The sequence below is a fragment of the Nostoc sp. UHCC 0302 genome (assembly GCF_038096175.1).
GTDB lineage: Bacteria > Cyanobacteriota > Cyanobacteriia > Cyanobacteriales > Nostocaceae > UHCC-0302.
Window position 1 is genome coordinate 8302086 of sequence record NZ_CP151099.1, and the last position, 14605, is coordinate 8316690.

Consider the following 14605-nt stretch of genomic DNA (forward strand, 5'->3'; position numbering starts at 1 on the left):
GATAAAAATACTGTATAAATTCGTAGGTAACTTAATGGCACAAATTCAAATCGGTATTGAGGGTGAAGGCGCACCAGCAGCAGCCGAGGCTTTGCTAGAAATTCCTGGAATATCGGGAAGCTATGAAGTGCCGACGCAAAGAGAGGGGACTCTAGCAGCTATTGCTACCATTGTCGGCATTGTGGGAGGTGTTGCGGCTTTAGCTGAACAAATCCGCAAATGGTATCAAGAATGGCATAAATCTCATCCAGGGAAGCAATTTGATGTGGTAATTCTTGACCCTGATACTGGAAACAGGATTTTACTCGAAGAAGCTACTATAGAGGAAATCACGGAAATCCTCAAATCTATCAGCAAATAAGTGCAAACTATCCGCATTCAACTTCGGGAAAGTACGCAGGAAACAGTTGAACTCAGGTATTGGCTACCTCAAAATAATCACTATGAATCACGTCGTCTGAAATTAGCAGAAATCGCTGATTTCCTCAAGCAAGGTGAACGAGATTACTATAGACTGCTGCCCAATTTACCAGGAATCGGGCAGCAGTTATTTTTTTGGTTGGATGGCGATGGACGCTGGTTGAGTCGGGGAATTGCTAACTGTCGCGGTGAGGGGTTGGTAATTGCCATTGATACTGATAAAAAATTGGCACATCTACCTTGGGAAGTGCTGCATGATGATAAGGATTTTTTGGTCAAACGGGTTAATCCAGTGGTATTACCTCTGCGCTGGATTGAGAAAGAAACGGCAGGGTTTTCTGTGGAAGCACGACAATTGCGAGTATTGTTTATGGCAACCGACCCGGAAGATGTGCAACCAAAGTTAGAGTTTGAACAGGAAGAGGCGAGAATTCTGGCTGATACGCGAGATTTTGCTGTAGATTTGCGGGTGGAAGAAAGCGGTTGCGTTAGCGAGTTGGGTAAGGTGTGGAGTCGCTATTTTAATGACTTTGATGTGTTTCACCTCACAGGACACGCCTCAATTAAAGATGAAGCACCTTACACGCCTTACTTTATTACGGAGACGGAAATCGGCGATCGCCACGAAACCACAGCCGCAGAACTGGCCGAAGTCTTCCGGTTTCGCTTTCCCAAGTTGGTGTTTTTGTCTGGGTGTCGGACTGGACAAGCACCAGATAAAGGGGCTGTCCCTTCAATGGCTGAGGCACTTATTGCACAAGGGGCTAAGGCGGTTTTAAGTTGGGGGCGGCCTGTGGAAGATCGGACAGCGACAGCCGCCGCCGCGCACCTCTACGGCAAATTGGCAGCCGGATATCAATTAGCTGAAGCACTCGCTAGCACTTACCAGCAGTTGTTTCAACAGAATGTGCGTGACTGGCATTTGTTGCGGTTATATGTCCAGGGAGAATGTCCCGGTGCGTTGGTGGAAGTGTTGGGAGATGTGCCACCCTCAGCGCCGGAACCTGCTTATGAACTGTTTTTAGATCCCGATACCCAACAGGTGCGGGTGGCGAAACCCTCTGAGTTTGTTGGCAGACGGCGGACTTTGCAACGTTGTCTCAAAGCTATTCGCACTTCATTAGGGGTACTAATTCACGGACTGGGGGGTGTGGGTAAGAGTACTGTGACGGCGCGACTTCTGGAAAGGATGGTTGGCTATCACAGGCTGGTGAACTTTCGGCAACTGGATGAGGACAAACTGCTCAAAACCCTTGCTGAACAATGTACCTCGGAACGGGGGCATGAAATTCTCAATGGCAAGTTACCGTTGATGCAGCGCCTCACCAAGTTTTTCACAGAAGGACTCAATTCCAAAGAACAGCGCTTTGCCTTTGTGCTGGATGACTTTGAGGCAAATTTTGATTTACGAAATGGGGTTTATGTCTTGCAACCACAAGTTGTGGATGTACTGCTGGCGTTGCTGAAGGCGATTCAAAATTCCCAACTTCCCCACAAGGTAATTATTACCTGTCGCTACAATTTCACATTGTCGGAACTGAATCATCGTCTGTACCGCGAACCTCTGGGCGCTTTGGGTGGGGCAGATTTAATTAAAAAGTATAATCGTCTCAATTCGTTTAATGGCAGTTGGCAATTTCAGCCAGATTTGCCGGAACGTGCCAAACAAGCAGCAGATGGAAATCCTCGGCTGTTGGAATGGTTAGATAAGATTTTGCAAAATTCCCAGAACTCGCCGGAAGCGGAGAGGGGAGTTGAGATGATTCTGCAAAAGATGGCAGATAAGGAAAAGGAATTTCGTGAGGATATTTTGGCTGAGGAATTGCTGAAGCAGCAAACTCCAGCTTTGCGTCAAATGCTGGGGAAGTTGTTGGTGTATGAGTTACCTGTTCCTCAAGCTGCTATTTCCCCGATTTGTGAGGATATCTCAAGTTGGGAAAGTCATGTTCAACGCGCTGAAATTTTGGGTTTGTTGGAAGTTACCCTCACCAACAACAAAGAGAGGTTGCATCGTGTTCCCCGGATTTTGTCACCGTTGCTAGAGTTTCCAGAAAACCCCAAGGGTGAAGAGTTGTATAAACAAGCTGCACAAATTTTGTATCGTCTGTGGTGGGAAGAGGCGGAAACTGCTACAGAGGCACAAAAGTTAGAAATTCATCGGTTGGGGTTGTTGGGGAAAGATGGAGAAATTGCGGCGAAAATAGCTAATTCATTGGCGGAACACTTGCGGAATCAAAGTCGATTTCGGGAAGCAATACATCTGTGCAAATCAACCTTAGAAATTACTAAAAACCATAGTGTTCTCAAAGAAATGGCTTTTTGTGAACACCAACTAGGTGAGGTTGATCAAGCATTAAACTATTACGAACAAGCTTTAAATCTTTGTCCCGCAGAAGACGAACAAGAATTAGCATCAATTTATCATTATTTTGGGATACTGAAAGCCGACAAAGGGGAAGTAGATGAAGCAATCGCACTCTACAATCAAGTCCTTGAAATTGATGAACGCATTGGAGATGTCCAAGGCAAAGCGGCGACGTTGCACTGTCTGGCGAATATCTACGTTAACAAAGGGGAAGTAGAAGAAGCGATCGCACTCTACAATCAGTCTTTGGAAATAAAAGAAGGCATTGGTAATGTCCGAGGCAAAGCGGCGACGTTACACCAACTAGCAGGTATCTACGCTAAGAAAGGAGAAGTAGAAGAAGCGATCGCGCTCTACAATCAGTCTTTGGAAATAAATGAATGCACTGGGAATGTCCAAGGCAAAGCGGCGACTTTAAGCCAACTGGGAATTGTATACGCTAAGAAAGGGGAAGTAGAAGAAGCGATCGCACTTTTCAATCAATCTTTGGAAATAAATGAATGCACTGGTAATGTCCAAGGCAAAGCGGCGACATTGCACTGTCTGGCGAATATCTACGCCAATAAAGGGGAAGTGGAGCAAGCAATCGCACTCTACAACCAGTCTTTGGAAATAAAAGAACGCATTGGTAATGTCCAAGGCAAAGCGGCGACGTTGCACTGTCTGGGAATGATCTACGCCAACGAAAGGAAAGTGGATGAAGCGATCACACTTTTCAATCAATCTTTGGAAATAAATGAACGCATTGGTAATGTCCAAGGCAAAGCAATGACTTTGTGGAGGTTAGGAGATTTGGCAGAACAGCAGGGTGAATACACTAAAGCGATATCCTATTTGCAACCAGCTTTAGAGATTTTGCAGCGATTGAAGTTACCACAGGTTGAAAGTGTGAGTGCAAGTTTTGATAGGGTAATTCGTAATTCGTAATTCGTAATTACAGCAACAAAAGATTTTTTATCTCACACAAAGGCGCAAAGACGCAAAGAAGAACGCGAGAGTGTTTTCTAAATAAATGAAAATTGCTGTAATGAGTCTTTAATACTCGTGAATGAGTCTTTTATACTCGCGGACGAGTCTTTGATACTCGTGTATGAGTCTTTTATACTCGTGAATGAGTCTTTGAACTCCGTTAATGAACCTCGGAGCTTCGTTCGTGAACCTTTGAGCTTCGTTGATGAACCTCGGAGCTTCGTTCGTGAACCTTTGAGCTTCATTTGTGAACCTCGGAGCTTCATTCGTGAACCTCGCAATGTTGTTCGGTTAAGGCAAGAGACGCGATAAATCGCGTCTTTGTGATTAGGCAATATGGCTCCCTGTTCAAAAGCAACAGAATTCAGAATCTCTACACCAAGCGATCGCAATTACGAATTAATATTAGGCGGATATTTCCATAACTTTACTTTATAACTATAGGAGTATAGAAAGAATTTACTCCTTATACTGTTGCTGATAATGTTTTAATTGCAACTTAATATATGAGCTTTCCTCTGAGTGAAAGACATTATACATCATAAAATTATGTTGCAATTAGTACAAATGTGACTTAGCGCAAAGTGGGCAATTTGACAATCTTTAATACTAAAACTACTTGGCGTATAGTCATAATCTGTCCGCACGCAACAAGAACGCAAGACACTTGACTTATGGTTCGAGAGCTTGAACGAAAACGCCAGAGAGCAAATTTTCCTGAGACTGCCCCTGCTGCTAATCCCGTATTTTTTAGAACCTATAGCCGCCGTACAGCGGCAGGGTTAAGAGAAACATGGGATGAGGTATGCGATCGCACCCTGCAAGGTTTAATCAAGTTAGGGAACTTCTGCCCAGAAGAAGTTGCCATACTAAATCAAATGCAGCGAAACTTAAAAGCTATGCCCAGTGGACGCTGGTTATGGGTTGGTGGTACAGACTGGATAACCAAGCCAAAAAACTTTTCTGGGGCTTATAACTGCACTTCTACTAATCTAGAAGACTGGGCTGCTTTCGGATTGATGATGGATCTAGCAATGATGGGCTGTGGTACTGGAGCCATCATCGAACCACAATACATAAACCAGTTGCCTCCAATCCGCAATCGCCTCAATATATCTGTACAAGGTGAAATTGGTAGTACTTCTAAACAGCTACGTCGTGAATATACTCAAACCCATATAGAAGGCAATACCGTCACTATTCACGTTGGTGATAGCCGTGAAGGTTGGGTTGAATCCTATCAAACATTGTTAGAACTCTCTACTGACGAACAATTTACTGGAGAAGTTGAAGTATTAGTAGATATTAGCGATGTCCGTCAAGCAGGAGAAACTCTTAACGGCTTTGGAGGAGTTGCTAATCCCGTGAAATTGCCTGGACTCTACCAAAATTGTGCATCTATTCTCAATAAAGCTGTAGGAAGACAATTAAACTCAGTTGAATGCTGTTTATTAATAGACCAAGCTGCTGTAACAATTGTTGCAGGCAATATCCGAAGAAGTGCGGGAATGCGTCAGTTTACTGCTGATGATCAACCAGGAGCCACAGCCAAAGACAATTTATGGCAGCAGGATGAAAATGGCAATTGGCGAATTGATCCAGAGCGTGATGCGCTAAGGATGGCAAACCACACCAGAGTTTTTCACCGTAAACCAACCTTAGAAGAATCTATTGAAGCTGTACGTAAACAATACTACAGCGGTGAAGGAGCGATTCAATGGGCTGGTGAAGCCGTAGCCAGAGCTAACTGTGATTTACTGTTAACACCAGCAATAAAAGCTGATTTTCTCAAATCTTACGAGCAAGGAACAGCAAAACAGTGGTTGCAAGAACATCATCCGCAACTTGATGCTAGTGAGGTGGAACATCGTTTGGCTCGCTATGGTTTAAATCCTTGCGGAGAGATTATCGGTAGCAATTTCCACTGCAATTTGTCTGAAGTTCACCTTAATCAAATTGATCCACTTAACTATAAAGAACAAGAACAGGCTTTTACCGCCGGCGCACTATCTGTAGCAGCACTTTTAAACCATAAATTCCTGGAACCCCGTTACCAGCAAAGCCGAGAACTAGACCCAATTGTAGGTGTTTCTTTCACAGGTTTATTTGATTTCTTTGTTCATGCTTTTGGCGTTGATTGGCTGCGTTGGTGGGCAGAAGGAAGACCTGAAACTGAACAGGGATTGGCTTTTAAACACCAAGAAGAAAAATACTTAACTTTTTGGAGAGATACTGTACAACGGGTAGTTTGGGATTATTGCGATCGCCATGATCTTAAACGTCCAAATCGCTGCACCACAGTCCAACCTAGTGGCACTAAGGCTTTATTAACTAATGCTAGTTCAGGATGGCATCCCCCGAAAGCCCAAAGATTTATTCGGCGGATCACCTTCGGTAAAAATGACCCAGTAGCCTTAGCTTGTATTGACTACGGTTACAATGTCATACCCTCTCAATCTGACAAAGATGAACAGGGGAATCTACTCCACGATCCCTTTGATCCACGAGTCAGTGAATGGCTAGTAGAAATCCCTGTTTCCGTAACTTGGGCTGACTTACCAGGCGCTGATAAAATCGATGTATCTAAATTTTCTGTCTTAGCTCAATTCGATTTTGTCCTCCAGGTTCAGCGTTGGTACGTGACTCATAACACATCTGCTACGTTAGAACTACGTTCTCATGAAATAGAACCTCTTGGCCAAAAAATTTACGAAGCCATCCAAAATAATGATGGCTATATTTCAGCGGCGCTTTTAGCCCGTTTTGACGATTTGCAATCATTCCCGCGTTTGCCCTTTGAACCAATAGATAAACAAACTTATGACCGTTTGAGTCAAGAAGTCAAAGCGCGACGCAAAACCGATGATTTCTGTGCAGCCTTAAGCCGCTACGATGCAGGTGAATTGTCAGAAGCTGGCCCTAGTGGCTGTGACTCTGATAAGTGTATGTTTCCTGATCAGCAACCAGTATCATAAGGGACTAGGGGCTAGAGACTAAGGACTGACAACACTTCTCTACGAGAGGCTGCGCCCTAAGCGCAGCTATGGCGCAGGCTTTACGACAAGCGGTAGTTGAATCTCGACTTCGCTCGATTTCCGCGCAGCGATGCACTGAGCTTGTCGAAGTGTCGAAACTCAGTGCATCGCTGGGAGCTAGAGATGGCAGAAAGACTACAGGTAGGGAGATAGGTCTTACCAATCACGCCAGTCTGCTCAAAGGGGGGAAGCCTCCAAACTTCTCTCCGCACGCGGCTGGCTCCCCAATCCCTAATCTCCAAGGTACGATCTATTAAGAAGTAATAATTTTTTACGGCAGTGCCAGGAGACTCTTAATGTTTATTGATGAATTGTCACCCATATTCAAAGAATTTACTCAGCACCCAATCTCATTTCTGGGCGGTTTATTCTCTGGTGTGCTTCGACTTAGCCTTGCAGATGATCCTGTTAAAAGCTGGCTAGATCAACAAACTCGACCAAACAGTTATATTTCTACCTCCACTGATGCACATAATGGTAGAGCCACTGGCCCGCAGCAGATTTCAATTGAATAAATTTTCTGCTCATCTTAGAGGGAATTAATCCTTCCCTAAACTTAACCTTCTTATACCGCCTGTAGCCCCTATTTTCACTCTTTAACTTAAGGAGGAAATAAAGGGCTGTGGGGGGTTAAATAATATATATAGCTATCAAAAAATAGTAAAATCTAGCGAAAGTTAATCAGGGTGAGGTATAACTGTCATCCCTAGTATTTCAATTTTTCTTACCATCCCAAGCGTTATTAGCACAAGTAAAGTAACATTTAATACATAAAAATTAGCCTATATGCTGCATAACAGCATATAAAAGCGTTTGTAAAATCGCATACTTTGAAAAATGTCACAATCAGCTATTATATGAGCGTATGCGTAAGTTTGGCCGTATAGCACATCTAATTGTAAATAATGCCCCCCTATAGGATTCATAAATTAAGTTCTGTATGGGAGACTATGCAATATTTACAATTTAGCTAGATGTTGTTTAGCTAAACTAATCGCTCTTCGTTGATACTTACGTAATTCCACATGACTATTTACGTTGGAAACCTCTCTTACCAGGCTACTGAAGCCGACTTAAGAGCCGTATTTGCTGACTACGGCGAAGTTAAAAGAGTTGTCTTACCTACTGACAAAGAAACAGGCCGAATGCGTGGCTTTGCTTTTGTAGAGATGAATGAAGATGCTCAAGAAGATGCAGCTATCACTGAGTTAGATGGTGCGGAATGGATGGGGCGTCAACTCAGAGTAAATAAAGCTAAACCACGAGAGGATAATCGACGAGGTGGTAGTTGGGGTAAACAGCAAGATTTTTAATCGGGGTGGGAGCTAATCTTAACAGATTGTTTTCTAGTAACGCAAGATATAGGCTGCTGAAATTTACTAGAAACAACTAAGCATTAGAAAATTTTATCAACCTGGGGCCGACGAGTTGTGAGCGGCAGCCATTTATCACGACTAGTCGGTTTTTCTAAAACGACCTGTTTGAGATGCCTCACCATTTTAGTTCGTACTGAGGTGAGTAGTCATTAACATAACTAAATAATGACTAAATCAAGGCTTATTTACTTTATTTAACAACTAACCAACTAATGGTTATTTGTACAAGAAGCTAAAAAGCAGCTACTACTATCATTTTTAAATAACAATCAAAATACCTTCAAGGTTTTGACTCTTGGCTAACGCCTAGCGGCTAAATTTAAGTTACCTAAAATATTAAGTACATTTACTTAAGCAATTTTTCAGTATTGGTAATGTATTCGGCAAGCCACTGCACATAGATGCGCTCAGAAAAGGAGCCAGGAAAAATTCATTTCTTTAGTTTATCTAAAATCACATCTAACTTAGAGTATTAGCTTTCTAAGATAGAGGCAGCAACCATAAAATGTCACGCACGACGACCAGTCAATGGCCAGTCGTTAGGGAGAAAATAAAAATGGCTCAAGCTCCAGAATCTTTAGATTTGTCTATCGACTATGCTAGTGACAAAGCTTTAGATCGTGATTGTACAACCTTATCTCGTCACGTTCTACAGCAACTCCAGAGTTTTTCACCAGATGCACAGGATTTAAGTGCGCTGATGAATCGGATCGCCCTTGCAGGTAAACTCGTTGCTCGCCGCCTCAGCCGTGCTGGCTTAATGGAAGGCGTTTTGGGATTTACTGGGGAAGTCAATGTGCAGGGAGAATCCGTCAAAAAGATGGATGTCTATGCCAACGATGTATTTATCTCAGTATTTAAGCAAAGTGGCTTAGTTTGTCGCTTAGCTTCTGAGGAAATGGAAAAACCTTACTATATACCTGAAAACTGTCCGATTGGTCGCTATACCCTGTTATATGACCCAATTGATGGTTCATCCAACACCGATACCAATCTTAGTTTGGGTTCTATTTTTGCGATTCGGCAGCAGGAAGGAGACGATAGCGATGGGCAAGCGACTGACTTACTTACCAATGGACGTAAGCAAATCGCCGCTGGATACATACTGTATGGCCCTAGTACAATGCTGGTCTATACTATAGGTACAGGGGTTCATTCCTTTACCCTTGATCCCAGCTTAGGTGAGTTTATTCTCACAGAAGAAAATATTAGGATTCCTAACCACAGCCCTATTTACAGCGTTAATGAAGGAAATTTTTGGCAGTGGGAAGAATCAATTCGAGAATACATTCGCTACGTCCATCGTACAGAAGGCTATACCGCTCGTTATAGTGGGGCAATGGTCAGCGACATTCATAGAATTTTAGTTCAAGGTGGTGTGTTTCTCTATCCAGGTACCATTCAGAAACCAGAAGGGAAATTACGCTTACTTTATGAAACTGCTCCCTTAGCCTTTTTGATTGAGCAAGCAGGTGGTCGTGCCACTACAGGACTGTTAGATATTTTGGACGTTGTGCCGCAAAAATTGCATCAGCGTACGCCTCTAATTATTGGTAGCAAAGAAGATGTAGCAAAGGTGGAGTCTTTTATTCAAAACGGCCACTAATATCGCTACACGGAATTCAAATTCCAAAATTTCAAAACCTTTGTAACTTAGGCTTTTAACACTGTGTAAAAAGAAAGGGAGGTCAATTCCGCCGTGCTGTACTAGATATTATACGCAAGTAATTAAAACTTAATTAAGGAGCTTTGAGATTGGGAATGCAGAATAGCGCTTTTTGAATGTGAATTAAAGATTACCTCAGCTGGTCGATGCAATAAGTGATTGACAACGCCAAAATTCAAAAGTCACCATCAATATTTATTTGATGGGTTTTGTCAACTTCACTTAAAAACATCATTAACAGGAGTGAAATAAACTAAAGCTATGGCAACCAATCATCTACTAGAGATTAAACAATACGGTCAAAGTATCTGGATGGATAATTTGAGCCGTGACATTGTTCAATCAGGTGAACTCAAAGACTTGGTTGAAAATCAAGGAATTACTGGGATTACTTCTAACCCAGCCATCTTTGAAAAAGCGATCATCGGTAATGTCATTTATGATGCCGATATTGAAGCCGGAGTTCGCGCTGGCTTACCAATAGACAAAATTTATGAGTCGCTAATTTTTGCAGATATTCGCAATGCCTGTGATATTCTGCGCCCTGTATATGAAAGCTCGAATAAGCTAGATGGTTATGTGAGTATAGAAGTACCGCCAACCATCGCCCATGATACTCAAGCAACAATAAACGAAGCGCGGCGCTATTTCCAAGAAATTGGACGGGAAAATCTGATGATTAAAATTCCCGGCACAGAGGCTGGTTTGCCAGCAGTCGAACAGGTAATAGCCGAAGGCATGAATGTCAACATTACGCTGCTGTTTTCTGTGGAAAGCTACATAAACACAGCTTGGGCTTATATTCGTGGCTTAGAAAAACGGGTAGCTGAGGGTAAAGACATCAGCCAAATTGCTTCAGTGGCAAGCTTCTTTCTGAGCCGAATTGATAGTAACATTGACGCCAAAATTGATGCTAAGTTGAAGAAAGGCGTTGATGATATTGCCGTGGAAGCAAAGCTGAAAGCTGTCAAAGGAAAAGTAGCGATCGCTAACGCTAAGATTGCCTATCAAGAATACAAGAAAATTATTCAAAGCGAACAGTGGCAAGCTTTGGCAGCAAAAGGAGCAAAAGTACAACGGCTACTTTGGGCAAGCACCAGTACCAAAGACCCCGAATATAGCGACGTGATGTATGTCGATGAGTTGATTGGGTCAGATACTGTTAACACCCTACCACCTGCGACCATTAAAGCTTGCGCTGACCACTGCAATGTAGCTAGTCGCGTAGAAACCCACGTAGAAGAAGCTTACACGCTGATCGAAAACCTCAAAGATCCCGACATCAACATCGATATCAATGCAGTCATGGACGAACTGTTAGTTGAAGGCATTGAAAAGTTTGTCCAGCCCTTCCAGTCCTTGATGAACTCTTTAGAAGACAAAATCAAGGTATTGTCGCCAGTGTAGGGGCTGGGGACAGGGAACTGGGGACTAGGAGCTGGGAACTTGGGACTAGGAATTTAATTTTTCCCGATCCCCAATACCCATTACCTTTTATCCCCAGAGGGGGCTCCACCTTCCCCAATACCCAATACCCAATCCCCAGTCCCTAATCCAAAATCCCTAATCTAAAATCCAAAATTGTTATGGTCAGTCTGCTAGAAAATCCCTTGCGCGTTGGTCTGCAACAGCAAGGGATGCCCGAACCCCAAACTATAGTTATTTTTGGCGCTTCTGGTGACCTTACCTGGCGCAAATTAGTCCCAGCACTCTACAAATTGCGGCGGGAGAGGCGCATTCCACCAGAAACCACCATTGTCGGCGTAGCACGTCGAGAGTGGAGCCACGAGTACTTCCGCGAACAGATGCGGAAGGGCATGGAAGAAGCTCATGGTGGTGTTGACCCGGAAGAACTCTGGCAAGACTTCTCACAAGGTTTGTTCTATTCACCTGGGGATATAGATGACCCTGAAGGCTACCAGAAACTGAAAAACTTGTTGGATGAATTAGACGAGAAACGGGGTACACGCGGGAACCGAATGTTCTACCTCTCAGTTGCTCCGAAATTCTTTCCAGAGGCAATCAGGCAATTAGGAACAGCTGGGATGCTAGACGACCCCTACAAGCATCGTCTAGTAATTGAAAAACCCTTTGGTCGAGACTTGGCATCGGCTCAAAGCCTTAACCAAGTTGTGCAGAAATACTGCAAAGAAAATCAAGTTTATCGCATTGACCACTATTTAGGTAAAGAGACAGTTCAAAACCTGCTAGTGTTTCGCTTCGCCAATGCGATTTTTGAACCGTTATGGAATCGTCATTTTGTTGACCACGTTCAAATTACGGTAGCAGAAACCGTGGGAGTGGAAGACCGCGCTGGTTACTATGAAAGCGCTGGTGCACTGCGGGATATGTTGCAAAACCACCTGATGCAACTTTACTGCCTAACTGCAATGGAGGCTCCTAACTCAATGGATGCCGACAGTATTCGCACAGAAAAAGTTAAGGCACTGCAAGCTACTCGTTTAGCTAATGTTCACGATCTATCACGTTCAGCAGTACGCGGTCAATATAGTGCTGGTTGGATGAAGGGTCAACCAGTACCAGGATATCGTACAGAACCAGGGGTTGATCCTAACTCTACAACACCGACTTATGTAGCGATGAAGTTTTTGGTTGACAACTGGCGCTGGCAAGGTGTTCCCTTCTATTTGCGTACAGGCAAACGAATGCCGAAAAAAGTTAGTGAGATTTCGATCCACTTCCGCGAAGTTCCTTCTCGGATGTTTCAATCTGCTGCGCGACAAACAAACGCTAATATTTTGGCGATGCGGATTCAGCCAAATGAAGGTATTTCTCTACGTTTTGATGTCAAAATGCCTGGAGCAGAATTCCGTACTCGTTCGGTAGACATGGATTTTAGTTATGGTTCCTTTGGTATCGAAGCAACTTCCGATGCCTATGACCGCCTATTTCTCGATTGTATGATGGGCGATCAAACATTGTTCACACGGGCAGACGAAGTGGAAGCAGCTTGGCAAGTAGTAACTCCAGCCCTTTCAGTTTGGGATGCACCCGCAGATCCAACCTTTATTCCGCAGTACGAAGCTGGTACTTGGGAACCAGCAGAAGCAGAATTCTTAATTAACCAGGATGGTCGTCGCTGGCGCAGACTGTAGAAAGTGATGAGTTATGAGTTATGAGTTAATAATTCCTAATTCCTAATTCCTATGCAAGTGATGAGTTATGGCTAGTTCGTAACTCCTAACTCATCACTCCTGTACAGACGCGATTAATCGTGTCTCTACTCATAACTCTTAACTTCTAACCTATTCAAAAAACAAAGCTGAAAACTCAAAACGATTGCTATGACTCCCCAAGCTCCTACCATTTTTTCACTTCAGGCACCGAAGGATATTTCGCTCTCCGAAATAGATGCGGAACTTAATCAAATTTGGCAAAGCTACGGCATTACCGGTGAAGACGGTGGACTTCCTGCTGCCACTCGGGCCACTACTTTTACGCTAGTTGTTTACGAACCGGAAGAAACTCAGTATCTATTGGCTGCATTAGGATTTTACAACGGCCCAATTGATGGAATTTTAGGGCCGCAGACAGATACAGCTTTACGGCAAGTACAGAAAAAATATGGACTAGCAGAAACTGGAACCACAACACCTGAAACGGTAACCGTTTTGCGAGAAGAATTCGCCAAACTTCAAGGCAACGGGGCTACAGGAGAGAATGGTTCTGGTGGTAATAGCTATAGCTATAATGCCACAAGTCCTACAATTGCTGATGAAATTGCCCTCCGCAACCCTTGCCGGATCATTGCTCTGTTTCCAATTGCTGGAGAAGATGAAGGAGTCAAGGCTCAAGTTTCTGCTTATTGCCCTATCCAAAAGCAATCATCAAGTACACTCATTTGCTGCGAATATATCACTCTTAGTGGCACAGCCGCCGCTTTGGAACGTGTGGGTGGGATGATTCCAGCGTTGTTGATTGGCGGTTTACCGAAGTTTCTTTGGTGGAAAGCAACACCAGACCCCAACAACGGTTTATTCAAGCGGCTGGCAGCAGTTTGCAATAATGTAATTGTGGATTCGTGCCGCTTTAACGCCGCAGAAACTGATTTACTTCGCTTACAAGAGTTGGTAGAAGTTGGCGTTCCCTTAGCTGACCTCAACTGGCGTCGCCTCTCAGGATGGCAAGAGTTGACAGCTGAAGCCTACGACCCACCCCATCGTCGTGCTGCGATCGCAGAAATTGATAGAGTAACTATTGATTATGAAAAAGGCAATCCCGCCCAAGGACTGCTGTTCCTGGGTTGGCTAGCGAGCCGATTAGAATGGTTACCAGTTTCTTATCAAAGGGAAAGCGGAGATTATGAAATCACTCGCATTCGCTTCATTGCAAAAAACCAGCGACAAGTGGAAGTTGAGTTAGCGGGAGTCCCAGTTGCTGATGCGGGTGATATCAGCGGTGACTTGATTGCTTTACGCCTCAGTTCGACCAATCCGCAAGCTGATTGTGGTACAGTAATCTGCTCAGAAACAGGTGGTTGTATGCGGATGGAAACCCACGGCGGAGCTCAAGCCGCAGGTCTATTTCAACAAGTGAGTTCACTTTCGGAACAAAAAGCGGAAGCATTACTAAGTCAGCAGGTGCAACGCTGGGGTCGCGAGTCGCTGTTTGAAGAAAGTCTGGGGATAATAGCGAAGATTCTCAAATTGGAAACGAATAGTTAGGTTTGCCTAGAAAGAATCAAATTTCCCAAAATACGAAAAAGATAAACTCTCTAGATGATTGGATATTCCAAAAATCTGGAGGGTTTTCT

General features: G+C 43.7%; 9 protein-coding genes. All 9 read left to right on the forward strand.

The window, feature by feature from the left end:
- The first annotated feature begins 34 nt into the window (after window positions 1-34).
- The 9 genes from WKK05_RS35925 (at window position 35) to opcA (ending at window position 14516) form a co-directional block, all read left to right on the forward strand.
- Window positions 35-361 (forward strand): hypothetical protein, encoded by a 327-nt coding sequence (locus WKK05_RS35925; RefSeq protein WP_341527720.1) that lies wholly within the window; start codon window positions 35-37, stop codon window positions 359-361.
- Window positions 362-3712, forward strand: a complete 3351-nt coding sequence (locus WKK05_RS35930) for a tetratricopeptide repeat protein (protein ID WP_341527721.1) — start codon at window positions 362-364, stop codon at window positions 3710-3712.
- Between the two features lie 716 nt (window positions 3713-4428).
- Window positions 4429-6729 (forward strand): ribonucleoside-triphosphate reductase, adenosylcobalamin-dependent, encoded by a 2301-nt coding sequence (nrdJ, locus tag WKK05_RS35935; RefSeq protein WP_341527722.1) that lies wholly within the window; start codon window positions 4429-4431, stop codon window positions 6727-6729.
- 356 nt (window positions 6730-7085) lie between these two features.
- Entirely contained in the window at window positions 7086-7304 is a 219-nt protein-coding gene (locus WKK05_RS35940; RefSeq protein WP_341527723.1) for a hypothetical protein, read from the forward strand.
- 510 nt (window positions 7305-7814) lie between these two features.
- Window positions 7815-8102 carry an RNA-binding protein gene (locus WKK05_RS35945; protein ID WP_341527724.1) on the forward strand — a complete coding sequence of 96 codons (288 nt, stop codon included), beginning with the start codon at window positions 7815-7817 and terminating at the stop codon, window positions 8100-8102.
- 619 nt (window positions 8103-8721) lie between these two features.
- Complete coding sequence (fbp, locus tag WKK05_RS35950) at window positions 8722-9771, forward strand: class 1 fructose-bisphosphatase (RefSeq protein WP_341527725.1); 1050 nt, start codon at window positions 8722-8724, stop codon at window positions 9769-9771.
- A gap of 321 nt (window positions 9772-10092) precedes the next feature.
- Window positions 10093-11238, forward strand: a complete 1146-nt coding sequence (gene tal / locus WKK05_RS35955; protein WP_341527726.1) for a transaldolase — start codon at window positions 10093-10095, stop codon at window positions 11236-11238.
- Between the two features lie 179 nt (window positions 11239-11417).
- The gene (zwf, locus tag WKK05_RS35960; protein WP_341527727.1) at window positions 11418-12947 is read left to right on the forward strand and encodes a glucose-6-phosphate dehydrogenase; all 1530 of its coding nucleotides are present in this window, start codon (window positions 11418-11420) and stop codon (window positions 12945-12947) included.
- A gap of 189 nt (window positions 12948-13136) precedes the next feature.
- Complete coding sequence (gene opcA / locus WKK05_RS35965; protein WP_341527728.1) at window positions 13137-14516, forward strand: glucose-6-phosphate dehydrogenase assembly protein OpcA; 1380 nt, start codon at window positions 13137-13139, stop codon at window positions 14514-14516.
- Window positions 14517-14605: the final 89 nt, after the last annotated feature.

What these genes read in the sequence shown, in the direction of transcription:
- WKK05_RS35925 (WP_341527720.1), top strand. Translation starts at nt 35, where the DNA reads ATGGCACAAATTCAAATCGGTATTGAGGGTGAAGGCGCACCAGCAGCA.
- nrdJ (WP_341527722.1), top strand. Translation starts at nt 4,429, where the DNA reads ATGGTTCGAGAGCTTGAACGAAAACGCCAGAGAGCAAATTTTCCTGAG.
- WKK05_RS35940 (WP_341527723.1), top strand. Translation starts at nt 7,086, where the DNA reads ATGTTTATTGATGAATTGTCACCCATATTCAAAGAATTTACTCAGCAC.
- WKK05_RS35945 (WP_341527724.1), top strand. Translation starts at nt 7,815, where the DNA reads ATGACTATTTACGTTGGAAACCTCTCTTACCAGGCTACTGAAGCCGAC.
- fbp (WP_341527725.1), top strand. Translation starts at nt 8,722, where the DNA reads ATGGCTCAAGCTCCAGAATCTTTAGATTTGTCTATCGACTATGCTAGT.
- tal (WP_341527726.1), top strand. Translation starts at nt 10,093, where the DNA reads ATGGCAACCAATCATCTACTAGAGATTAAACAATACGGTCAAAGTATC.
- zwf (WP_341527727.1), top strand. Translation starts at nt 11,418, where the DNA reads ATGGTCAGTCTGCTAGAAAATCCCTTGCGCGTTGGTCTGCAACAGCAA.
- opcA (WP_341527728.1), top strand. Translation starts at nt 13,137, where the DNA reads ATGACTCCCCAAGCTCCTACCATTTTTTCACTTCAGGCACCGAAGGAT.